Raw genomic sequence first — 23,093 nt, 5'->3', positions numbered from 1 at the left:
CGTACCGTCTCACCACTGACTCAACAGCCGCCGCCGGAGGCAGCTTCCCGAGCGGTGGTGGGATTGCGGGCCCGCCGGGCGAGCAGGACCGCCGCTCCGGGCAGGCTGGCCACCAGGACGAGTGCGCCGTAGACGGTGGCGGTGGCGACACCTTCGGCCGCGCTGAGCCCGGCCGCGCCGAACACCCAGGCAGCCACCCCCTCGCGGGGGCCGAAGCCGGCGACGTTCAGGGGCAGGCCCATGGCGAGCAGGGCGAGCAGTGTCAGGGGCAGCAGCCGGGTGAGCGGGGCGTCGGAGCCGGCGGTCCGCGCCGCCACCAGGAAGGTGGCCAGGTGACCGGCGACCATCACGGCGGAGGCGACAAGGACGCCGAGCCAGGTCCGCCGGGCCAGCAGCCCGGCCCGGATGTCCGCCACGGCGGTCCGTACGCCGCGGGCCCACCGGGAGCGGCCGGTGCCGGGCAGGAGCCGCGCCAGCAACACGACTGCCAGCCCACCCGTGAGCAGCAGGGCGGCGGCGGCCGGCAGGTACGGCCGCACCGGGGACGGGAACGCCGCGAGCACCACAAGCGCGACACCCACCAGGACCACCTGGCCTGCGGTACGTTCCCAGATCACCGCGCGGATGCCCCGGCTGACATCGCCGGCGTCGCGGCCGTGGCGAACCGCCCGGTGCACGTCCCCGAGCACCCCGCCGGGCAACGTGGCGTTGAGGAACACCGCCCGGTAGCAGTGCGCCACGGCGGTCGGCAACGGCAGTCGTACGCCGAGGCCACCGGCGACGAGGCTCCACCGCCACGCCGCGCAGACAGTGGTGAGCACGCCGATGAGCAGGGCGGCGGCCAGGGACGGCGCGTTGATCAGCCGTACGCCGGCGAGGAACGGGCCGCCACCCACCTGCCACAGCAGGACGGCGAGCAGGCCCACCCCGCCGACCACTCGTGCCCAGGCCCACAGCATCGACGCCGGTCCTCCCCGAAGATCGTCCACTCTCCCTAGAGCACGTACCCAGGGCGGCGACGGTTCATCCGCCGGCCAGCAGGTCTTGGTGTTCGACAAGCACGCCGAGCCGGCCGGCGGCCGCGTCGGCCAGCCGGCGCTTGGCGTACGCCCGGGCCGGGCCGACCAGGTCGGGGCGTTGCTCGCAGGCGGCGCCCAGCCAACCGCGGAACCACTCGGCGGCCAGGTCGGCCTGCTCCGGGCCGAGCCGCCACGGACTGGGCCGCTCCCGCACCGGCACGCCCCGCCTGGCGAACGCGGCGGCGGTGGCGGCGGCGGCGTCCGGGCCGAGCAGCCGGCGGCCGTCGACGGTACGCCGCTGGTGCGCGTTGAACGCATCCTGGACCTCGGCGTCGAGCGGGTCGGCAGGGGTGAGCCGGACCCGTCCGGTCACCGAGACCGCGAACAGGGCGGGACGGTCGGCGTCGACGCAGGCGGCCACCACCCGATCGACCTCCTCGGCTGTCAACATGTCCAGCAGCGCGGACGCGGTGACAAGCGCGCCGTCGGACAGGTCGGCTGCGCTCAGCCGGGTCAGGTCGCCGCAACGGGTGTCGACAGTGACCGGCGCTCCGTCGGCGGCGGTCATCCCGGCCATGCCGTCGGCCGCGCGGGCCAGCAGATCGGCGTCGCGGTCGTGCAGCACCCAGTGCTGCGGCCCGCTCAGCCGCGCCGCCAGCCAGCGGCTCATCGAGCCGGTGCCGCTGCCCAGGTCGTGGATCAGGATCGGGGCGTCGCCGGTCAGCCGGGGCCGGACGGCGTCCACCAGGTCCTCGGCGCGGGCCGCCGCGTCGGCCGGCTCGCGCAGACGCAGCCAGTCGGCGAACGGCAGGGTCTCCTCGGCGGTCACTCCGCCACCTCCTCCAGCACTGCGGCCAGGCGTGCGGTCGTCGCCGGCCAGTCGGTCAGGGTGTCGCGGCGGGCGAGCGCGGCACGCCGGAGCCGGGCCCGCAACTCCTCGTCACCCCACCACCAGCTCAGGGCGCCGGCCAGGGCGGCCGGGTCGTCCGGCGGGACCAGCAGCCCGGGCAGGTCACCGTCGGGGGCACGACCGAGCGCCTCCGGCAGGCCGCCCACCTGGGTGCCCAGCACCGGCACGCCCCGGGCCAGCGCCTCGGTGACGACCATCCCGTACGTCTCGCCGCGCGACGGCAGCACGAGCAGATCGGCGGCGGCGTACGCGGCATCGAGCGCCGCAGGGGTCAGCGGGCCGGCCAGCCGGACCCGCTCCGCCAGCCCGGCGCCGGCGAGCCTGTCGCGCAGCCGGCGTACCAGCTCGGGTTCCCGGGTCAGCGTGCCGGCGCAGACGAGCGTCCAGGGCGTCTCGGCCAGCACGCACAGGGCGTCGACGAGCACGTCGTGGCCCTTGTGCCGGGTGACAGCGGCGACGCAGAGCAGCCGGTGGCCGGCCGCCGAGCCGGGGGGCGTCGGTGGTGCGGGCGTCACTCCCGGCGGTGCGACGCGGACGCGGTCGGCGGACAACCGGTGGCGGGCCAGCAGGCGACGGCGGGTCCACTCGCTTGTGGTGACGACGGCCCGCGCGGTGGCCAGCGCCCGGCCCTCGGCCTCGTCGTCCAGGGGCATGTGCACAAGCACGACGAGGCGCAGCCGCCGGGCGTGCGGAGCGAGCAGGTCCGGCACGGTCGAGGCGATCAGGCCGTCGACGAGCACGACGGCGTCGTCCGGCAGGGCGGCGAGCAGCCGGGCCAGCGCCGCCCGGGCGGCCGGGTCGGGGTGCGGCCACGCTCCGGGCGTCGGGTGCTCCCGCACCATCCAGCCGCTCTCGCCGAGACCGGCGCAGACCCGCCGGTCGTAGGTGTTGCCGCCGCTGGGCGTGGCCGGGTCGTCGATGTCGCCGGGCAGGACGACGTGCACCGTACGGCGGTGTGGACCGGCGACCGCGACGGCGGCCGCCGGCCGGTGGGCCGGCGTGGGCCGGCCCGCGTCGGTCACAGCGACCGCTCGTAGCTGGCCCAGGCGACGTGTGACTCGTGCAGGGTGACGGTGATGCCGGCCAGCTCACGCGCCCCGGCGCCCAGCTCACCGGCGTGCACGCGCTCGGCGAGGCGGTCGGCGACGGTACGGGCCAGCACCTCGGTGGTGGTGTTCATTCCGGCGAACGCGGGCTCGTCGTCGAGGTTGCGGTAGGACAGCTCGCCGACCACGGCCCGCAGCTGCTCGGTGGCCAGGCCGATGTCCACGACGATGCCGTCGGCGTCCAGATCGGGGCGGCGGAACGTCGCGTCCACCACGAACGTCGCCCCGTGCAGGCGCTGGGCCGGACCGAACACCTCGCCCCGGAAACTGTGGGCGATCATCATGTGATCCCGAACGGTCACGCTGAACACTGTCACTCCCCGTCGTCGTAGGTGATGAGGTGGCAGAGCGCGGGCAGGTCACCCGTGCTCAGTCGGGCGAGTACGTCGGGTAGCTCCGCGAACCGGGACGCGCCGGTGATCAGCGCGTCGAAGGCCGGGTCGTCGAGCAGGTCCAGGGCCAGTGCCAGCCGATCGGTGTAGCTGCGGCGGCCCCGCCGCGCGGGCGCGACCATGCCGACCTGGCTGCTGCGCACGGTCAGCCGTCCGGAGTGGAAGGCGCCGCCCAGCGACACCTGCACCGGCCGGTCGCCGTACCAGCTCAGCTCGATCACGGTGCCCTCGGGCGCGAGCAGGTCCAGCGCGTGTTGCAGCCCGGCGGAGGTGGCGCTGGCGTGCACCACCAGGTCGCGGTCACCTGTCGCGTCGTCCGGCTGGGCGAACCCGACACCGAGGGCGCCGGCGATCCCGGCCCGACGGGCGTCGGTGTCGACAAGCTCGACCTGCACGCCGGGGAACCGGGCGAGCAGCGCGGCGACACAGCAGCCCACCATGCCCGCGCCGACGACGCTGACCCGGTCGCCGACCAGGGGCGCGGCGTCCCACAGGGCGTTCACGGCGGTCTCCACAGTGCCGGCGAGTACGGCGCGGGCGGGCGGCACGTCGTCCGGCACCGGCACCACTGCGGTCGCCGGCACGACGTACGCGCTCTGGTGCGGGTGCAGGCAGAACACCGTACGCCCGAGCAGCTCCGGCGGGCCCTGCTCGACCACGCCGACGCTGAGGTAGCCGTACTTCACCGGGCCCGGGAAGTCACCCTCCTGGAACGGGGCGCGCATCGCCGCGTACTGGTCGGCGGGCACCCGGCCGGCGAACACAAGTGTCTCGGTGCCCCGGCTGACCCCGGAGTAGCGGGCTCGCACCAGCACCTCGTCGGGCCCCGGAACGGGCAGCGACACCGGCCGGATCTCCGCCGCGCCGGGCTCGCGCACCCAGCAGGCGTACGCCTCGCGGATCACCCTCGCACACCTCACCTTTTGTCCCGGTCGAACCGAACGGCCCTGATTTCCGTGTTCCCTGTCGGGGTCGTCGATCATAAACACGGAGGTACGGTGCCCACAGTTCGAAGCGGTCCGGTGATCGGGCTGAGCGCGCAGTTGGTCGTGCTGGCGGCGCTGGCCGCCACCGTGGGTCTGAGCCCGGCGGGTTGGCTGGCGGGGGCCGGCTACGCGGCGCTCACCTGCCTCGCGTTGAGCCGGGGCCTGCACCTGGCCGGCGCGTCCCGTCTCGGTCCCGCGGACCGGGTGACGCTGGCCCGGGCCGTCCTGGTCGGCGCGGTGACCGCGCTTGTGGTGGACTCGTTCGGCCGTCCGACGCCGGTGGGGCTGTTGGTCGCGCTGAGCGCGGTGGCCCTGCTGCTGGACGCGGTGGACGGTCAGGTCGCCCGGCGCACCGGCACGGTCAGCGCGCTCGGGGCCCGCTTCGACATGGAGGTCGACGCGTTCCTCATCCTGGTGCTCAGCGTGTACGTCGCCCCGGCGGCCGGGAGCTGGGTGCTGGCCGTCGGCCTGATGCGGTACGCGTTCGTCGCGGCGATGACCGTGCTGCCGTGGCTGGACGCGGCGCTGCCGCCACGCTTCTGGCGCAAGGTGGTGGCCGCCGCGCAGGGGGTGGTGTTGGCGGTCGCCGCCGCACGGGTGCTGCCGGAGCCGTGGACCACTGTGGTCCTGGTGGCGGCGCTGGCGCTGCTTGTCGAGTCGTTCGGCCGCGACGTGGCCTGGCTGTGGCACCGTCGCCCGGTCGCGCCGCCGGTCGCCGCACCGACTGTCACCGCGCCAGGCGTCACCGCGCCGATCGCGGTCGCGCTGCTGGTCGCCACGCCCGCGCCCGCCGCACCTGTGGCGCTGCCCCTGCTCCCGCTGGGTCGACACGCGCCGCTCGTCGTGCCGCCGCTGCTGCCGGTTCCCGGCCCGGTGCCCGCGCTGGCGGCCCGCTCGGGCGGTACGGTCCACTCCGACTGGAGGTCGTGATGAGCCTTCCCGCCCGGCTGCGCCGGCTGACCGCCCGCCAACGCCCGCGCTCCGGGTCGAGTGGTGACGCTTCGGCGCGTACTCCCGTGGTGTCGCCCGTGCGGCGCGGCAGTGCCCGGCGGACGTGGTCGGCCGCCGGCGCGGTGCTCGCGGTGGTGCTTGTGTACGCCGTCCTGGTCGGCCCGGACCGGCTCGGCGAGCTGACACCCGGCGCGTTCCTGCGCATCCCGCTGGAGGGTCTGCTGGTCGCGGCGCTGCTGCTGGCGTTGCCGCCACGATCCCGGCGGGTGGTGGTGGCGGTGGTGGGGCCGCTGCTCGGGCTGCTGGCCATCGTGAAGCTCGCCGACCTGGGTTTCCGCACGGCCCTCGACCGGCCGTTCGACCTGGTGCTGGACTGGCTGCTGCTCGACGACGCGTACGGGTTCGTGCGGGACTCCGCCGGGCGGGCCGGCGCGGTCGGCGCGGTGGTGGGCGTCGTGCTGCTGGTCGGCGCGCTGCTGGTGGTGGCGACAGTGGCGGTACAGCGGCTGGCGTCGCTGCTGGTCGGCCACGAGCGGGTGGCGACGCGGGCGGTGGCCGCGCTGACTGTCGCCTGGGTGGTCTGCGCCGTCGTCGGGGTGCGGATCGTCCCGGGCGTGCCGGTGGCCGACGCCGGGACCACCGCGCTTGTCGGCGCGCACGCCGAGCAGGTGGACGCGCGACTGGCCGACCGTGGCCGGTTCACCGCCCAGATCGACGCCGATCCGTTCCAGGACGTCCCGGGTGACCAACTGCTGACCGGGTTGCGGGGCAAGGACGTCGTCCTCGCCTTCGTGGAGAGCTACGGGCGCGACGCCGTCGAGGATCCGGAGTTGGCGCCGCAGGTGAACGCGGTGTTGGACACCGGGACGGAGCGGCTGCGCGCGGCGGGGTACGGCGCGCGCAGCGGGTTCCTCACCTCCCCGACGTTCGGCGGCGGCAGTTGGTTGGCCCACGACACGCTGCTGTCGGGTCTGTGGACGAACAACGAGCAGCGCCACCGCGCCCTGCTGGCCAGCGACCGGCTCACCCTCAACGGGGCGTTCCGCCGGGCCGGCTGGCAGACCGTGGGGGTGCTGCCGGCGGCAACCCAGCCCTGGCCGGAGCAGGGTTTCTTCTCCTACGACCGCTACTACGACGCCGCGGCGCTCGGTTATCGGGGCCCGAAGTTCAGCTACGCCCCGATGCCCGACCAGTACACGCTGTCGTTCTTCCAGCGGCAGGTCCGCGCTGGCGCGGACCGTCCGATCATGGCGGAGATCCCGCTGATCTCCAGCCACTCCCCGTGGACGGCGGTGCCCGACATGATCGGGTGGGACGAGGTGGGCGACGGGGCGGTCTACCACGGTGACGCCGGCGCGAGGAACGATGGCGCTTCCGACGACAGGGACACCGGCCGGATCCGGGCCGGCTACCGGCAGGCCGTGGCCTACTCGCTGGAGACGCTGATCTCCTACGTGCAGACCTACGGCGACGACGATCTGGTGCTGGTCTTCCTCGGCGATCACCAGCCGGCCCCGGTGGTGACCGGCGAGGGCGCGAGCCGGGACGTGCCGATCACCATCGTCGCCCGGGACCCGGTCGTCCTGAACCGGGTCGCGGGATGGGGCTGGCAGGACGGCCTGCGGCCCGGCCCGCAGGCGCCGGTGTGGCCGATGGACACCTTCCGGGACCGGTTCCTGACCACGTTCGGGCCGTCGGCGCCGCCGCTGGCCGCGCCGCGCTGACCGTCCCACGTTAGCCATTTCGGACAAATAGCTCATAGCTCGACATTTGCCTCGCTACGCTCCCCTGGCACATCGGACACAACGGGGGCGTGATGAGGATTTCTTCGTGGGGTAGCCGCAGGACCCGCGCGGCGGCGCTTACCGCCGTCGGCGCCATCCTGGCGGTAAACGCTCTGCTGGCACCGACGCCGGCCGAGACCCTGCCGAATCGGGTACTGACCGCGGCCGAGGACGTCGGGCCGGTGGACCCGGTCGCCGAGGCGCTGAGCTTCGGGGTCATGACCGAGGGCGACGCCAACGTCGTCAGCGACGAGAACGAGGGCACCCTCGCCGTCGGCGGAGACCTCACCTTCGGCAACTACCAACTCGCCGGGGCGACCGCCGGGTCGTTCGTCGTACCGGGCGACGCCCGGCCGAGCGCCCTCGTCGTCGGCGGGCGCGTGAACTTCGCCGGCAGCGTCGGCGGCACCCGTCTGCAGGTGCTCTCCAGCGGATACGCCAAGGTCGGCAACCTGACCGGCACCTTCGTGCGCGACACCGACAACAACGGCGCCCAGGTCAACACGCGGATCCTGCCGTCGGACAACTACGACGCCGCACCCCGGGTGGAGTTGGTCACCCGCCAGCCCGTCCCCAGCGTCGGGCCCACCTCGCCGATCAACTTCGCCGGCGCCTTCGCCGCCTTCCGCGACACGACCGCCGGCCTGGCCACCTGCGACAACACGGTGGTCCTCCGGACTCCGAACGGCGACGTGCTCCCCCGACCGATCCCCGCGGGCAGCAACGCAGTGGTCACCCTCACCCCGGGCGTGACGAACGTGCTGAACCTGACCGCCGCCGACCTGGCCAACATCCAGACGCTCACCTTCGCCAGCCAGCCGACCGCCAGCACCCCGCTGCTGGTCAACGTGGACACCACGGGCGTCGGCAACACGTTCGCCTGGACCGCCCCGAACTTCTCCGGCATCGGCGGCCCACAGGCGCGCTACATCCTGTTCAACTTCCCGACCGCCACCGCGCTCACCCTCACGCAGGGCGCCGCCACGGTCGAGGGCACCATCTACGCCCCCAACGCCAGCCTCACCGACCTCTCGGCCACGAACACCGAGGGCAGCGTGATCACCCGTACGCTTGACCACCGCGGCGGCGAGATCCACTACTTCCCGTTCAGCACCACGCTGTCCTGTGCGGGCGCGAGCCCGGCCGGCATCGACCTGATCAAGGCGTCGACCACCACGGTGATCACGACCGTCGGCCAGCAGGTGCCGTACTCGTTCCACGTGGTCAACACCGGTGGCGTCCCGCTGACCAACATCTCGGTCACCGACCAGCAGACCCCGCCCTCGTCGAACGCCAACCTCGGCCCGATCACCTGCGCGGCCACCACCCTCGCCCCCGGCACCCGGACGGCGTGCACCGCCACCTACACGGTCACCCAGGCGGACCTCGACAACGGCGGCGTCACAAACGTCGGCACCGCTCAGGGCTCCCCACCCACCGGCCCGCCCGTGGTGTCCGATCCAGACACCCTGACCATTCCGGCACAGGGGCTCACCGCCGCCATCACCGTCGTGAAGTCGTCGACCACCACCTCCATCACCTCGGTGGGCCAGCAGGTGCCCTACCGGTACCTGGTCGCCAACACCGGCGGCCTCACCCTCACCAACGTCGGCGTCACCGACGTGCAGACCCCGCCCTCGTCGAACGACAACCTCGGCCCGATCACCTGCGCCGCCACCACCCTCGCACCGGGCGCGACCACCACCTGCACCGCCACCTACACAGTCACCCAGGCCGACCTCGACAACGACCGGGTCGCCGACACCGCCACCGCCCGGGGTACGCCACCCACCGGTCCCCCGGTCACCTCGCCACCGTCCACGCTCACCATCCCGGCAGCGGGGCTGATCCCGTCGATCACGGTGACGAAGACCTCCACCACCGCCTCGATCACGACCGTCGGGCAGCAGGTGCCGTACTCGTTCCACGTGGTCAACACCGGCGGACTCACCCTGACCAACGTCAACGTCACAGACGTGCAGGCGCCGCCCTCGTCCAACGACAACCTCGGCCCGATCACCTGCGCCGCCACCACCCTCGCGCCGGGCGCGCGGACCGCGTGCACCGCCACCTACACGGTCACGCAGGCCGACCTCGACAACGACCAGGTCACCAACACCGCCACCGCACACGGCACCCCACCCGGGGGTACGCCTGTGGACTCACCGCCGTCCACGCTGACCCTGCCGGAGACCGGCCTGGTCGCCGCGATCGCGGTGCTCAAGACGTCCACCACCGTCACGATCACGACCGCCGGGCAGCAGGTGCCGTACACGTTCAACGTGGTCAACACCGGCGGACTCACCCTGACCAACGTCGGCGTCACCGACGTACAGACCCCGCCGTCGTCGAACGACAACCTCGGCCCGATCACCTGCCCGCAGACCACACTCGCCCCCGGCGCGCAGACCACGTGCACCGCCACCTACACGGTCACCCAGGCCGACCTGGACCTCGGCGCCGTACGCGACACCGCCACCGCGCACGGCACCCCGCCCGGCGGGGGAACGCCCGTCCAGTCGAATCCGTCGACGCTCACGATCCCGGGTGACGCGCCCTCCCCGGCCATCTCACTTGTGAAGTCGTCCACAAGCGCGACCATCAGCTCGGTGGGCCAGCAGGTGCCCTACCGGTTCCTGGTCGCCAACACCGGCGGCGTGACACTGAACAACATCAACATCACAGACGTGCAGGACCCGCCGTCCTCGAACGCGAACCTCGGGCCGATCACCTGCCCGCAGACCACGCTCGCGCCCGGCGAGACCACCGCGTGCACGGCCACCTACACCGTCACCCAGGCCGACCTGGACCATGACGAACTGACCGACATCGCCACCGCGCACGGCACCCCGACGGGGACCGAGGAGCCGGTGGACTCGGACCAGGTCGTGCTGACCATCCCGGCGGCCGACGTCACGCCGTCGCTCTCGGTCGTCAAGTCGTCCACCACGACGACGATCACCACTGTCGGGCAGCAGGTCCCCTACCAGTTCCTCGCGATCAACACCGGTGGCGTCACGCTTACCAACGTCAACGTCACAGACGTGCAGACCCCGCCCTCGTCCAACGCGAACCTCGGGCCGATCACCTGCCCGCAGACCACACTCGCGCCGGGTGCGGCGACCGCCTGCACGGCCACGTACACCGTCACCCAGGCGGACCTCGACAACAACGCGGTCGCCGACACCGCCACCGCGCACGGCACGCCGCCGGGCACCGAGACTCCGGTGAACTCGCCGCCGTCCACACTGACGATCCCCGAATCTGGGCTTGTCGCCGCGATCTCGGTGGTCAAGGTCTCCGACGTCACCACGATCGGCACGGTCGGGCAGCAGGTGCCCTACCGGTTCCACGTCGTCAACACCGGCGGGCTCACCCTGACCAGCGTGAACGTCACGGACGTCCAGGCGCCGCCCTCGTCCAACGCCAACCTCGGCCCGATCACCTGCGCGACGACGACCCTCGCACCGGGTGAGTCCACCGCCTGCACGGCCACCTACACGGTCACCCAGGCCGACCTCGACAACAACGGCGTCACCGACACCGCCACCGCACACGGCACCCCGCCCGGGGGTACGCCTGTGAACTCGCCGCCCTCGACGTTGACCATTCCCCAGGCGGGGCTCGTGGCCGACATCGACGTGATCAAGTCGTCGACCACTGTGGCGATCACCGCGGCGGGCCAGGAGGTGCCGTACACCTTCCTGGTGGTCAACACCGGCGGCCTCACGCTGACCGGAGTGACAGTCAACGACACCGTGTTGCCGCCGTCCGAGCGGGACGATCTCGGCGAGATCACCTGCGGACCGCAGAACATCCCGAACGGCGAGGTGACCCTGACGCCGGGTGCTTCCATCCAGTGCCGGACGACCTACATCGTCACGGCGGAGGAGTTCGCCGGCTCGTCGCTGCGCAACGTCGCCACCGCCACCGGCACGCCACCGTTCGGGCCGCCGCCGGTCTCCCCGCCGTCCCCGTTGGACATCCCGATCCCGCACCCGGCGATCGCCATCACCAAGTCGGTCACACCCACGGTGGTGTCGACGGCAGGCGACGTCGTCACGTACCGGTTCGTGGTGACCAACACCGGCACCACCGCGCTCAGCGCGGTGACTGTCGACGAGACGCAGTTCTCCGGCACCGGCACGCCCGGGGCGATCACCTGCGGCACCCCACCGGTCGCCAACGGCAGCGTCACCCTGGCCGCCGGGGCGAGCACCACCTGCACGTCGACCTACGCCGTCACCGCGGCGGACATCGACGCCGGCACGATCACGAACACGGCCGTGGCGGCCGGCACACCGCCGACCATCCCCGGCCAACAACCACCGTCACCGGTACGCTCCGGACCGGCCACCGCCGAGGTCACGGCCACCCGGGGTGGCGCCGCCATCACGGTGGTGAAGTCCAGCAGCACCGAGAAGATCACCCGCCTGGGTCAGCAGGTGCCGTTCCAGTTCGTGGTCACCAACACCGGACGCGTGGCGCTTACCGACGTGACTGTCACCGACACCCTCACGGCACCGGCGGTACCTGCCAACCTCGGCCCGATCACCTGCGGCCCGGACCGGACACCCAACGGCGCGGTCACCCTGGCCGCCGGTGCAGCCGTGACCTGTGCGGCGACGTACACGGTCAGCAAGGCCGACTACCACCACGGCTCGCTGCGCAACAGCGCGACGGCGACCGGCACCCCGCCGGAGGGCCCGGCGCCGGTGGCGCCGGAGTCCACCATCACCATCCCGGTGAAGGGGAAGCTGCCGGTGACCGGCACGTCGTTCCCGATCGGCGGCTGGATGGCGGCCGGTGTGCTGGCGGTGTTCCTCGGTGCCGCGTTGCTGCTTGTCGTCCGGCAGCGCAGACTCCGCGCCTAGCGCGGAACGATCGTGAGGGTCGGACCGGAGGGGAACCGGTCCGGCCCTCGCGGCACGTCACCTTGCGGCTGTGACTGCCGACGTCACCCCGCGGAACGCGACGTGAGCGCGCCGGGCCACCGCCACAACCCGGCCGGCACGTCGTAGACCGCTCTGCGATCGGCCTGCGCCGGGACCGGTTGACCAAGCCGCCACGGTTCGGAGGTGGCGTGCAGATCGATCGTCACCGTGCCCCGCCTCGTGGTGGCGATTACGCCGACCCAGTTCCTGCTCTCCTCGATCAGGCTCTCCACGGTCTCGATCTCCGGCGCCGTCACCTCCACCCAGGAGATGTCGACCAGCGCCGAGCCAACCAGCAGGGCCAGGAGACGGCCCAGAAGCGCGGCGGGTACCGTCCGGTCCGTCGTCTCGACGGAGACATAGCAGTCGTCGTGGCCGGAGAACAACAGGCGCGAGCCGGAGAGAGCAGGCAGGACCGGCTCGTCGAATCTGGCGCCTCCGACCGTGATGATCATCTCGTCGAGGCGCTCGGCGGTCGGCGTACCTGCGACGTCGAGCAGTGTCAGCTCGTAGGGTGACCAACCCTTCAGAAACCGGGACAGGTGATCCCGGTGAATCAGCAGGGCCTCCTGGCTGAGGCCGACGACGCCGGACGCCAGCACGCGAACGTCATGTGTTTCGACGCTGACGCCCTGCTCCGCGGCGATACGCGAGGGCAGCCACTGCTGGTAACTCTCGTCCAGGAAGCTGTTGGTCTCCAGGCCAACGACCATGATCGTGTCGTTGCCGGCAGGCACGAGCAGGTCGGCCAGTTCCACGGCCTTGGCCGCGGCCGCACCGACCATCCACGAACCGTCCGTCTCGCGAACGCTGAAACTCATCGGGAAGGGTGTTCCGCTCGTTCCCACGCTGTTCACGGAGAACGCCCCATGAGGTTCGACCCGCACCCTCGCGGCGCCGGGGCGCGTGCCGTCTCCGGCGATCGGGTAGCCAATCGCGACGATGTCCGTCCGCACGTCGGCGACGGTGCGGTGCGGATTGAGCGCCCTCGTCACGGTGTCGGTGAGCGGTCGATGGGCGACGATGTGCTCGACCGCCGTCCGGTCGACCTCCATGTCGTAGTAGTCGGCGGCGAACTCGACGAAGCGGTCGACGATGTCGTCGAGCAGGATGTCGAGCATGCCGGACCCGTCCGGCCCCGTGTCGTCGTACGGCCCGAGCGGTGGCGGGAAGTCGATGCCGTCACCGGCGTGCCAGCGCTCGTCGCCCGCGAGCCGCCACAACACCGTTGTCGCGAGGAACCGCCCGGTCTCGTCGCAGAAGGCGGGCTCCGCCACCTGCGGGCGCAGGACCTCGGGGAGGCCGTCAAGCAGCCCTGGCCACAACTCGTGGTCCGGCTCGTCGTACGGCGACATCGCCGACTCGTGGTCGAAGAGTCGAATGAACGCACCGTCGGCGGTGAAAACGACGGCCCACTCGTCGCCGCTACCGTTGCTCATCAGCGCCGCCTCGTCCGTGCCCCAGGTCGAGGTGTAGGAGTAGCAGGCTTCCCCGCCGTCGATGACGCGCTCCAACACGGCCAATGCCTTGCAGCGCTGCCTCAGCCGTTCGATATCGGGAAGCCGGGCGGCGACGTCGTATGCGGTCACCGGGTGACCGTAGTGGGGAGCGCCGCCTGGCACGGCGGCCGGGTTCGCCGGTGTCCCCGGTGGTCAGAAGTCGACGAGTTCGACGGTCACGGTCTCGACGTCACCCACATCGACCAGTTCCGCCTCGCGGATGGCGCGCTTGATCGGCAGCACGTAGGGGCCACCTCCGCTGCTCGGGAAGATCGATGTCGCCCACGTGCTGCCGCCGACCGTGGCCCGCACCCGCTGCGATCCGAAGCCCCGACGCGACCCGTCGGTCGACTCACGGATCTCCTGAGTTGCGTCGGCCGGCAGGCTGACGAAGGCCCAACTGCCGGCGCGCCGCGCCTCCCACTTCCACACCTCGGCTTCGAAGACGAATACCACGGTCCCAGCATCACACGCTGGGCCGACATTCCTGACCGGCGGCGACCGTCTCGTCGTCGTCGTCCTCAAGCTCCACGGCACGCCGGACCACGGCTTCCAGGGCGGCACGACTGTCGAACACCCGGGCACCATGCCACACCTGCCGGCCGACGGTTTCCCGTCCAGCGGTCACTGCCGACTTTGCGGGGTGGCAGCGGCGGGGCGGGCGCGGACGTGCAGCCGCTCCCCCTGTGGCCCGAAGAGACTGAGCGCCTCGGCGGTGCCGGGGCCGGGATTCAGGACGAGGTGCGGGACGCGGGTGTCGAACTCGGCCACCTCCCCGGCCGTCAGGATGAGATCGCGGTCCCCGAGCAGCAGGCGCAGCCGGCCCGAGAGCACGTAGAGCCACTCGTACCCCTCATGGGTTTGTGGGGTCCGCCCCCCGGCGGTCGGGTCCGGCGGGAAGATCTGCTTGAACGCCTGGAGTCCGCCCGGTCGGCGGGTCAGCGGCAGGTACGTCACGCCGTGCATGACGATCGGCTTGGGGCGTACGCGAGGGTCGCCGGTGGCCGGGGCGTCCACCAGCTCGTCCAGCGCCACCTGGTACGCCCGCGCGAGCGGGAGCAGCAGCTCCAGGGTGGGCCGGCGGGTGCCGGACTCCAGCCGGGACAGGGTGCTCACCGAGATGCCGGTCAGCTCGGCGAGCTGGGTCAGGGTGGTGCCGCGCTTGTGGCGCAGGGCGCGCAGTCGGGGGCCGACGGCCGCCAGCGCGGCGCTGTCCTCGTTTGCCATAACGGCAACGATACTTGCCACCGGGGCGGCGGCGACGGATGGTGGGCTCAGCCGACAAGTAGGGGGACGATCCGGTGGACGAGACATACGACGTGGTGGTGGTGGGCGGCGGCGCGGCCGGGCTCAGCGGGGCCCTGGCGCTGAGCCGGGCCCGGCGGTCGGTGCTGGTGATCGACTCCGGCGAGCCGCGCAACGCGCCGGCCGACCACGTGCACAACTACCTGGGCCGGGAGGGGACGCCGCCGGGTGAGCTGCTCGCGGCCGGACGCGCCGAGGTGACCGGGTACGGCGGGCAGTTCCGCGCCGGCCGGGTGGGGGCCGCCAGCCGGGACGGCGACGGTTTCCGCCTCACCCTCGACGACGGGGGTTCGGTGCGGGCCCGCCGCCTGCTGGTAGCCACCGGGCTCACCGACGAGCTGCCCGACGTGCCCGGTGTGGCGCAGCGGTGGGGCCGTGACGTGCTGCACTGCCCGTACTGCCACGGCTGGGAGGCGCGCGACCGGCGGGTCGGCGTGCTGGCGACCGGGCCGATGTCCGTGCACCAGGCCGAGATGTGGCGGCAGTGGACCTCCGACGTGCTGCTCCTGCTGCACGACGCCCCGGCCCCGGACGCGGAGACGGCCGAGCGGCTCGCCGCCCGGGGCATCGCCGTGGTGCCCGGCCCGGTCGCCGCGCTGGAGGTGGACGGGGACGCGCTCAAGGGAGTACGGCTCGCCGACGGCCGGGTGGTGGCCCTCGACGTGGTGGTGGTCGGGACCCGCACCGCGCCCCGCGCCGACCTGCTGGTGGGGCTGGGCCTGGCCCCCGAGGAGGTGACGGTGGGTGGGCACGTGATCGGCACCCAGATCCCGGCCGACGCGACAGGGGCGACGACCGTGCCGGGCGTCTGGGTGGCCGGCAACGTGGCCGACCTGCGGGGCCAGGTCATCACCTCCGCCGCCGCCGGCCTCACCGCCGCGGCGGCGATCAACGCCGACCTCATCGCGGAGGACACCCGCGACGCGGTGACCGCGTACCGGCAGTTGGTGGCCACGACCTTCGAGGAGCCGGCGTGGGAGGAGCGGTACCAGTCCAAGCCGGCGGTGTGGAGTGGCCGCCCGAACCCACAGCTCGTCGCCGAGGCCACGGACCTGGCCCCGGGCCGGGCCCTGGACGTGGGCAGCGGTGAGGGCGCCGACGCGGTGTGGCTAGCCGAGCGCGGCTGGCGGGTGACGGCTGTGGACATCTCGACCACCGCGCTGACCCGGGCCGCCGAGCACGCCGAGGCCGCCGGGGTCGCGGACCGGATCGAGTTCACCCACGTCGACCTGCGCGACAAGCCACCCGCCGAGGAGGCGTACGACCTGGTGTCGGCGCAGTTCATGCACCTGCCCCCGACGCCACGGCGGGAGCTGTTCGCCAGGCTGGCCGACGCGGTGGCCCCGGGCGGCGTGCTGCTGATCGTCGGGCACCACCCGTCGGACCTGTGGACGTCGGGGCACCGGATGCACATGCCGGACATGATGTACACCGCCGAGGACGTGGCGGCCTCGCTGGACCCGGCCCGGTGGGACGTGCTCACCACCGACACCCGCGCCCGCCCAGGTCCGCACGACGTCGTCCACCACGACGCGGTCCTGCTGGCTCGCCGCCGCTGAACCTGTCGATCGTGGAGTCGTGCTGGATGACAAGAGCCGCGGATCGGGGCCTTCCGGGCGCCACGACTCCACGATCGACAAGCGTGCGGTATCGAGACGGGGCGGGCCTCGCACCGGGGTGGGCTCGGCGGTAGCGTTGCGCCACACTCACGGCCCGCAGGGGCGGTCGACCGCCGGCCCTGACGCCCCCGATCGTACGGAGGATGGTGCATGTCCATCGGCGCTGAGCCGCTCGCAGCACGCGACGACGCGGCCTCGCGGCCGAGCTTCGAGCTCGCCCTGCGCGGCTACGACAAACGCCAGGTGGATCGGCACCTGGAGCAGCTCGACGGCCAGATCGCGATGCTCAGCGGCGAGCACGGGCGCTCGGCGGTGCGGGTCCGTGAGCTGACCGCCGAGGTGCAGCGGCTGCGCGCCGAGCTGGCCGAGCTGCACGAGCAGCCGGTGCAGGTGGACCGTGCCTCATTCCAGGACCTGGGCCCGATGGTCGGCGAGATCCTGACCCTCGCCGAGAAGCAGGCCGCCCTCATCACCGAGTCGGCCAGCGACCGGGCCAACGAGCTGCGCACCGAGGCGGAGCGGATCCTCGCCGACACCCGCGAGCGGGCCGCGCAGGCACGCCAGGACCTGTCGGAGGAGCTGGCCGCGCGGCGCACCGAGCAGGAGCAGGCGTACGAGGAGCGACGCGCGGTGGCCGAGGCGGAGCTGACCGCGATCCGGGAGCGCGCCGAGCAGTTGCGCGCCGACGGCGAGGCCGCGTACGAGCGCGCCCAGCACGAGTCGAAGCGCATCACCGAGCAGAGCGCGCAGCAGCTCAACCAGACCCGGGTCGCCGCCGACGCGCTGATGAAGTCGGCCCGCACCCAGATCCAGCAGGAGGTCCAGGCGACGCGGGCCAAGAACCAGCAGGAGATGGCCCAGTGGCAGGCCGGTGTGGAGCGCGAGGTCGCCGAGCGGCGTAGCGCCGCCGAGCAGGAGATCGCCGAGTTGCAGGCGGCCGCGGAGGATGAGCTGGCCGAGCAGCGCAGCTCCACCGAGCAGCAGATCGCCGCGCTGCTGGCCGAGGCGCAGCAGCACGTGACCGAGCTGCGGAACCGGGCCGACGAGCAGGCGGCCAGCCACCGGGAGCAGCTGGCCGCGCTCCAGCAGGAGATCGCTGAGCGTCGGGAGGAGTCGGCCGAACTGCACGCCGAGTTGGAGACCGCCCAGCAGCAGCTCGCCGAGGTCCGCCGGGAGGGCGAGACCCTGGAGAACGAGCTGTCCCGCGTCCAGCAGCGGTTGACCGAGGTGCGGCGGGACCTGACCGCCGAGGCGACCCGGCTGGACGAGGCCCGGCGGGCCGGCGATTCCGCCGAGCGGCACGCCAAGGACGTCCGCGCCCGGGTGCAGCGGGAGGCGAAGCGGGTGGCCGACCTGGCCGCCGCCGCCGTGATGGCCGCCGCGGCCGGCGGTACGGAGACCGCCGAGTACCCGATGGTCGGTTCCCGGTCGAGCGCGGCCCGCACCGGTGTCGACCTGCTTCCCGTCGACCGGCCCGCGAGCGACCGCGCCGACACCGACCGCGCCGACACCGACCGGGCCGACGCCGACCGCGCTTATGCCAACCCGGCCGATGCCGACCGGGCCGATGCCAACCCGGACGGTGCCGACGACACCCGGGCCGACCAGAGCCGGGCCGAGACCGAGCACACCGAGGCCACGCATACCGACGCCACGCACGCGGACGCCACGCACACCGACGCCGGCGCCGAGCACACCGGTGGTGACCAGGCCGGCGGTGTGCGCTCGGGTGGTGTGCCCCTGCGGTACCCGCTGGAGCCGACGGATCGGACGGCCACCTCGGAGATCCCCGCCAACCGTCCTGAGCCGATCTTCACGCGGCCCGAACCTCCGACGCCCGTACCGTTCCTGGCCTTCGGGCAGCCGGTCAGCGACAACGGCACCGCCCGGCACTGACCTCGCCGCGACCCGGGTCCGTGCGCCTGCGCGTGGGCCCGGGTCACGGCCCGGCTGTGACGGCGGGGAGCCCGGGGCGCCTTCACGGGATCTGCGCACCATCTTCGCGGTACGCCCACAATCCCGTGTTGGGATGGGCCGATGAGTCAGCTCACGAGCGCCACCACGACGGCCGCCGACCAGATCGCGTACCTGGACACGGCGGCGGCCACCGCTGTCGGTCGCGACTACAAGAAGCATGTCGTCGACGTTCTCGACCTGCGGCCGGGACATGCGGTGGTGGACATCGGCTGTGGCCCCGGGACCGATCTCGGACGGCTGGCCGACGCGGTCCAGGCCGGCGGGCGGGTGATAGGCGTCGACCGTGACGCGCGGATGCTGGCGGAGGCCGGCCGGCGGCTGAGCGACCGGCCGAGGATCGACCTGCGTGCGGGCGATGCGCACGCGCTTCCGCTGGACGACACGAGCATGGACCGGGCCAGGATCGATCGGGTCCTCATGCACGTCGCGGATCCCGCGACGGTGCTGGCGGAGGTTCGTCGGGTGCTGCGCCCGGGTGGGGTGGTCGCGATGGCCGAGCCGGACTGGGACACCCTGGCGGTCGCGGACGAGGACGTGTCGACGAGCCGCCGCTTCGCCCGCTTCGTGGCAGGGCGGGTACGGAATCCGACGATCGGGCGGGAGCTGATCCGGCTGTCGGCGCGGGCGGGCCTGCGGGTGCGGTCGGTCGAGGCGATCGCCGTCGTCTTCCGGGACTTCGACACGGCGGACCGGATCCTGGGGCTGGAGCGCAACTCGGCCCGCGCCGTGGCGGCCGGCGAGCTGACCGACGCGGACGCTCAGCCGTGGCTGCGGCGTCTCACGGACGGTCCCCTGCTGGCGGGCTTCACCCTGTACCTGGTCACGGCCGAAGCAGCCTGACGCCGCGCGACGGGCCGGTCCCGACGTACCCCAAGGCGATTGTGCCGGGAATCTTCCCTAACGTCCCATCGGAGCTGGCAGGCTGGGTTGGCCGGCACCGACGGCCGCCGGCCGGACCGGCGACCCAGGAGCGCCGCGCGGCCGAGAGGAGCGCCCGTGACCGACCAACCGGAGGACTTCGACCTGCTCGTCGTGGGTGGCGGCAAGGCCGGCAAGACGCTCAGCATGGACGTCGCCCGGTCCGGTCGCCGGGTGGCGATGGTGGAACGCGGAATGATCGGCGGTAGCTGCATAAACGTCGCGTGCATCCCCACGAAGGCGCTGGTGACGAGCGCGCGGGCGGCTCGCCAGCTCCGCGACGCCGCCGCGCTCGGCCTCGTGGTCGAGGGTGGCCGGGTCGACGTGGACCTGCTGCGGGCGCACAAGCAGGACGTCGTCGAGGGGATGGTCGCCGCCAACCGGCAGCAGTTCCTCGACTCGGGTCTGCACCTGGTGATCGGTCAGGCCCGGTTCGTGGGCGCGCGGACCGTGCAGGTGTCACTTGCCGACGGCGGCGAGCGACTGCTGCGCGGAGACGACGTGATCATCAACACGGGCACCCGCCCGTACCTGCCGTCCGTACCGGGGATGGCCGAGGCCGGGGTGCTGACAAGCGACGATCTGCTGCGCCTGGACAGGCTGCCGGCGCGACTGGTGGTGCTCGGTGGCGGCACCGTCGGGGTGGAGTTCGCGCAGATGTTCGCGTCGTTCGGCAGCGCGGTGACGGTGATCGAGGGCGGTCCCCAACTGCTCACCCGTGAGGACCCGGACATCGGCGACGCGGTGATGCGGATCTTCCTCGACGACGGCATCGACGTACGCGTCGGGGTGACTGTCGCGCGGGTGGACCGCGACGCCGACGGTACGGCCCGGATCACCCTCGACGACGGCAGCGTGGTGACCGGGGACGAGGTGCTCGTGGCGGCCGGCCGGGCGCCGGTCACCGACGGGCTGGGGCTGGACGCGGCAGGTGTCCGCCTCAACGACCGGGGCTTCGTGGTGGTCGACGAGTACCTGCGTACCAGTGCCGAGCGGACGTGGGCGGCCGGGGACGTCGCCGGCAGCCCGCAGTTCACCCACGCCTCGCTCGACGACTACCGGATCATCCGGGCGAACCTGGCCGGTGAGCAGCGCAGCACGGCGGGCCGGCTCATCCCGTACACCGTCTTCACCACGCCGGAGCTGGCGCGGGTCGGTCTCAGCGAAAGCGACGCGCACCGCGCCGGGTACGACGTTCAGGTGGCCCATCTTCCCGTCGCCGCGATCCCCCGGGCCCGCACCCTGCGCCAGACGCAGGGGATGTGGAAGGCGGTGATCGACGCCCGCACCGACCAGATCCTGGGCGCGGCGCTGCTCGGCCCGGAGTCGGGCGAGGTGATCACCTCGGTGCAGTTGGCCATGCTCGCCTCGATGCCGTGGACCGCGCTGCGCGACGCGGTCATCACGCATCCGACGATGGCCGAGGGCCTCAACCTGCTCTTCGCGTCGCTGAAGCCCCGCCCGGTGCGCTGAGCCGGCCGACAACGCCGAGCACGTCCCGCCGGGTGCGGTCAGCCGACGATCTCGGCGCGTACCCGCTCCTGGAAGGCGCGCGCCTGGGTGCCCGTGGGCGGTGGCCCGTCGTGCCGCGCGGCGATCGCCCGGCGGATCACCTCGGCCGGGTCGCCGGTGTCGACGAGTCGCCGGCCGGCGGCCACCTTGGACAGCCACGCACCGTCGCGGTGGCGCACCAGGGAACGGCAGGCGCCGAGCACCGCGTCCTCCGCGCCGGGCGCGGGCCGGTCACCCGCTGGCGTCGGCAGGGCCAGCCACCAGGTCAGCGCCTCGATCAGCAGGCGGCGCAGGTCGGCCGGGGTGAGGTCGGCGAAGACCTCTGCGGCCGGCGGCCCGACCAGCGCCAGCCCGCTCTGGTGCAGGATGCTGCGGTCCAGCCCGTACCAGAACCGGCCGTCGCTCGGCGGGCGGTCCGCCGGGTCGAGGGTGCGGCGGAACGGCATGCCCTTCCCGGTGTTCAGCTCGACCTCGAAGCTGGGCTCGGGGTTGCCGGCCGCGGCCACCGCCCGCTGGTACACGACCAGTTCCAGCCCGCGGGCCGGGCAGGGCAGCGCCTCGTGCCGCAGCCGCGCCACAAGCGTCACCTTGGCGGCCTCGGTCAGCGGTCCGGAGCAGACCAGCGCCACGTCCACGTCGCTGCGGCCGGCCTGGTACGCGCCGAGACCCACCGAACCGGCCGCGTACGCGCCGACGAGATCGCCGCCGAGCACGTCCCGGGCGGTGTCCACGAGGTCGTCGAGGTAGCGCCGAAGAGCGGAGTCCACGCCCCATCCTCACCCGTGTTCGCGGATGCGTCGGCACCGGGCCTAACCGGCGTAGAGCAGCAGCAGGCCGGCGACGGTGTACGCGACCATCAGCGCGAGCAGTGGAAGCTGACCGGCCACCGCCCGCGCCCGGGGGAACAGGTACAGGGCGCGGTCGTGGGCGAGCAGTGTGCCGAGCAGGTGCCCGACGATGATGACGGTGATCTGCAGGTTGGCCACCCCGGACGGGGTGACAAGCGCGGTGTGCGGTTGCCACCCCGCCGTGCCGAACCAGTCCGCTCCGGTGTCGCGGGGGTCGGACAGCAGGGCGACGGTGCGCTGACCCTCCAGGATCAGCAGCGAGTAGTAGTGCGCCACCACGTAACCCACGGCGATCGGCACGATCGAGTGCGCGAGTTCGCCCGGCACCCGCCGGGACTCGACGCTGACCGCCGGGTCCGCGGCACCGGCCGATCCCGCGCGACCGACGCGGGCGGCCGCCCCGGTGGCGACGAGGTACGCCACGGCGACGACAGCGATGACCCCGACCAGTCCGGCGCTGCCGGTGACCGCCGGGTGCCTGCCGTTTTCCTGGGCGAAGCGCAGCCACGCCGGCGCGTTGGAGAGGCTGTCGAACAGGGTCGAGCCGAGCAGCACGATCACCACGGCGACCAGTCCGGGGCGGGGGCGCAGCCCGGCGATCCCGTCGAGCGGGTTGCGCCACACCAGCACACCGTCGGCGGCTCTGCCGATCGGGGCGAGCCGGCCGACGAGCGCGCTGTAGACCTCGAACGGGTCGGCCCTGTCGAACCAGTCCGCGCCGAACAGCGCGGCCCCACCCAGCATGACCACGGCGTACCCGGCCAGCCACGCGGTGATGACCGGCAGGGTGGCACGCTCCGGCGCGACAAGCTCCAGCCAGACGAACCCGAACAGGGTGAGCGCGGCCGGCCAGAGCCCCAGGCCGGCGGGCAACTCCCGGACGCCGCGCGTCGGATCGCGCCGCGCCGCCAGGGCGACGAGCAGATGCACCGTACGCAGTGGGCTGACCGCCCGCCAGACCGGACCGAACAGCAGCGAGACGGGGACCAGCCCGACCCAGAGGAGCACGTAGAGCGCGCCGGCCGTCGGGTTGTCCGGGGTGTCCGGCCCGGCGAGCAGGCCCACGCAGAACCAGCCGGTGGCGAGCAGTCCCAGTCCGCGCAGCGTCCACCGGAACGCGGGGGCGTCGACGAGGCCGGCCAGCCGGTCGGGCACCGGCCGGCCACCGGCGGCGTCCCGGTCGAGGCGTGGCTCGCGCCAGAGCAGGCCCAGGGCGACGAACGTGACGACAAGGGTCAGGGCGGCGGCGACGACCAGTTCGGGCAGCGTGATCGGCAGGTCCTGACGGCCGCCGACGCCGTGCGCCAGCAGCGCGGGGCCGCCGGTCATCGGG

At 73.2% G+C, this 23,093-nt stretch carries 17 protein-coding genes and 1 pseudogene; 8 read left to right on the top strand and 10 right to left on the bottom strand.

Features of this window, described 5'->3' with window-relative positions; all coding sequences use genetic code 11:
• Positions 1-20 precede the first annotated feature (20 nt).
• From ACLQ26_RS18595 to ACLQ26_RS18575, 5 genes are all read right to left on the bottom strand, one after another.
• Positions 21-959, bottom strand: a complete 939-nt coding sequence (locus ACLQ26_RS18595) for a lysylphosphatidylglycerol synthase transmembrane domain-containing protein (protein WP_425745598.1) — start codon at positions 957-959, stop codon at positions 21-23.
• Between the two features lie 64 nt (positions 960-1,023).
• Positions 1,024-1,848, bottom strand: coding sequence for a class I SAM-dependent methyltransferase (locus ACLQ26_RS18590; RefSeq protein ID WP_425745597.1), 825 nt, complete (start codon positions 1,846-1,848; stop codon positions 1,024-1,026).
• Positions 1,845-2,873 (bottom strand): glycosyltransferase family 4 protein, encoded by a 1,029-nt coding sequence (locus ACLQ26_RS18585; RefSeq protein ID WP_425745822.1) that lies wholly within the window; start codon positions 2,871-2,873, stop codon positions 1,845-1,847. The genes ACLQ26_RS18590 and ACLQ26_RS18585 overlap by 4 nt, the downstream gene beginning before the upstream one ends.
• A gap of 74 nt (positions 2,874-2,947) precedes the next feature.
• Positions 2,948-3,346 (bottom strand): 6-pyruvoyl trahydropterin synthase family protein, encoded by a 399-nt coding sequence (locus tag ACLQ26_RS18580; RefSeq protein WP_354860845.1) that lies wholly within the window; start codon positions 3,344-3,346, stop codon positions 2,948-2,950.
• A gap of 2 nt (positions 3,347-3,348) precedes the next feature.
• The gene (locus ACLQ26_RS18575; RefSeq protein ID WP_425745596.1) at positions 3,349-4,332 is read right to left on the bottom strand and encodes a dehydrogenase; all 984 of its coding nucleotides are present in this window, start codon (positions 4,330-4,332) and stop codon (positions 3,349-3,351) included.
• Between the two features lie 93 nt (positions 4,333-4,425).
• Here ACLQ26_RS18575 and ACLQ26_RS18570 point away from each other — a divergent pair, with 93 nt between their 5' ends.
• The 4 genes and pseudogenes from ACLQ26_RS18570 (at position 4,426) to ACLQ26_RS18555 (ending at position 12,022) form a co-directional block, all read left to right on the top strand.
• Positions 4,426-5,343 carry a CDP-alcohol phosphatidyltransferase family protein gene (locus tag ACLQ26_RS18570; RefSeq protein WP_425745595.1) on the top strand — a complete coding sequence of 306 codons (918 nt, stop codon included), beginning with the start codon at positions 4,426-4,428 and terminating at the stop codon, positions 5,341-5,343.
• On the top strand, positions 5,343-7,088 hold the full coding sequence (locus tag ACLQ26_RS18565; RefSeq protein ID WP_425745594.1) for a sulfatase-like hydrolase/transferase: 1,746 nt from the start codon (positions 5,343-5,345) through the stop codon (positions 7,086-7,088). Before ACLQ26_RS18570 ends, ACLQ26_RS18565 begins: the two co-directional genes overlap by 1 nt.
• A 92-nt stretch (positions 7,089-7,180) precedes the next feature.
• Positions 7,181-8,548, top strand: a pseudogene (locus ACLQ26_RS18560) (choice-of-anchor A family protein); the annotation flags it as partial.
• 48 nt (positions 8,549-8,596) lie between these two features.
• Positions 8,597-12,022 (top strand): DUF7507 domain-containing protein, encoded by a 3,426-nt coding sequence (locus tag ACLQ26_RS18555; RefSeq protein WP_425745821.1) that lies wholly within the window; start codon positions 8,597-8,599, stop codon positions 12,020-12,022.
• 83 nt (positions 12,023-12,105) lie between these two features.
• On the opposite strand, the gene ACLQ26_RS18550 is transcribed toward ACLQ26_RS18555, so the two are convergent.
• The 3 genes from ACLQ26_RS18550 to ACLQ26_RS18540 all read right to left on the bottom strand — a co-directional run bounded on the left by ACLQ26_RS18550 (position 12,106) and on the right by ACLQ26_RS18540 (position 14,808).
• Positions 12,106-13,671, bottom strand: a complete 1,566-nt coding sequence (locus ACLQ26_RS18550) for a hypothetical protein (RefSeq protein ID WP_425745593.1) — start codon at positions 13,669-13,671, stop codon at positions 12,106-12,108.
• 63 nt (positions 13,672-13,734) lie between these two features.
• Complete coding sequence (locus tag ACLQ26_RS18545; protein ID WP_425745592.1) at positions 13,735-14,037, bottom strand: DUF1905 domain-containing protein; 303 nt, start codon at positions 14,035-14,037, stop codon at positions 13,735-13,737.
• Positions 14,038-14,205: 168 nt separating this feature from the next.
• Entirely contained in the window at positions 14,206-14,808 is a 603-nt protein-coding gene (locus ACLQ26_RS18540) for a helix-turn-helix domain-containing protein (RefSeq protein WP_425745591.1), read from the bottom strand.
• Between the two features lie 74 nt (positions 14,809-14,882).
• On the opposite strand from ACLQ26_RS18540, the gene ACLQ26_RS18535 reads away from it, so the two are divergent.
• From ACLQ26_RS18535 to ACLQ26_RS18520, 4 genes are all read left to right on the top strand, one after another.
• A complete protein-coding gene (locus tag ACLQ26_RS18535) occupies positions 14,883-16,445 on the top strand; it encodes an FAD-dependent oxidoreductase (RefSeq protein WP_425745590.1) in 1,563 nt (520 codons plus the stop codon).
• A gap of 210 nt (positions 16,446-16,655) precedes the next feature.
• Entirely contained in the window at positions 16,656-18,401 is a 1,746-nt protein-coding gene (locus tag ACLQ26_RS18530) for a hypothetical protein (RefSeq protein WP_425745589.1), read from the top strand.
• Between the two features lie 141 nt (positions 18,402-18,542).
• Entirely contained in the window at positions 18,543-19,322 is a 780-nt protein-coding gene (locus ACLQ26_RS18525; RefSeq protein WP_425745588.1) for a methyltransferase domain-containing protein, read from the top strand.
• 156 nt (positions 19,323-19,478) lie between these two features.
• A complete protein-coding gene (locus ACLQ26_RS18520) occupies positions 19,479-20,873 on the top strand; it encodes a dihydrolipoyl dehydrogenase family protein (RefSeq protein WP_425745587.1) in 1,395 nt (464 codons plus the stop codon).
• A 38-nt stretch (positions 20,874-20,911) separates the two neighbouring features.
• On the opposite strand, the gene ACLQ26_RS18515 is transcribed toward ACLQ26_RS18520, so the two are convergent.
• Both ACLQ26_RS18515 and ACLQ26_RS18510 read right to left on the bottom strand, forming a co-directional pair.
• A complete protein-coding gene (locus ACLQ26_RS18515; protein ID WP_425745586.1) occupies positions 20,912-21,679 on the bottom strand; it encodes a nucleotidyltransferase domain-containing protein in 768 nt (255 codons plus the stop codon).
• Between the two features lie 42 nt (positions 21,680-21,721).
• Entirely contained in the window at positions 21,722-23,089 is a 1,368-nt protein-coding gene (locus ACLQ26_RS18510; protein WP_425745585.1) for a hypothetical protein, read from the bottom strand.
• Between the last annotated feature and the right edge of the window lie 4 nt (positions 23,090-23,093).

This window comes from Micromonospora sp. DT43 (assembly GCF_049841645.1).
GTDB lineage: Bacteria > Actinomycetota > Actinomycetes > Mycobacteriales > Micromonosporaceae > Micromonospora.
The sequence above is the reverse complement of the archived record's forward strand: the minus strand, read 5'-3'. Positions and strand labels throughout refer to the sequence as shown.

Excerpts from the sequence above, each read along its gene's own strand:
- ACLQ26_RS18510 (WP_425745585.1), bottom strand. The coding sequence starts at position 23,089 with ATGACCGGCGGCCCCGCGCTGCTGGCGCACGGCGTCGGCGGCCGTCAG.
- ACLQ26_RS18525 (WP_425745588.1), top strand. The coding sequence starts at position 18,543 with ATGAGTCAGCTCACGAGCGCCACCACGACGGCCGCCGACCAGATCGCG.
- ACLQ26_RS18540 (WP_425745591.1), bottom strand. The coding sequence starts at position 14,808 with ATGGCAAACGAGGACAGCGCCGCGCTGGCGGCCGTCGGCCCCCGACTG.
- ACLQ26_RS18595 (WP_425745598.1), bottom strand. The coding sequence starts at position 959 with ATGCTGTGGGCCTGGGCACGAGTGGTCGGCGGGGTGGGCCTGCTCGCC.
- ACLQ26_RS18565 (WP_425745594.1), top strand. The coding sequence starts at position 5,343 with ATGAGCCTTCCCGCCCGGCTGCGCCGGCTGACCGCCCGCCAACGCCCG.
- ACLQ26_RS18530 (WP_425745589.1), top strand. The coding sequence starts at position 16,656 with ATGTCCATCGGCGCTGAGCCGCTCGCAGCACGCGACGACGCGGCCTCG.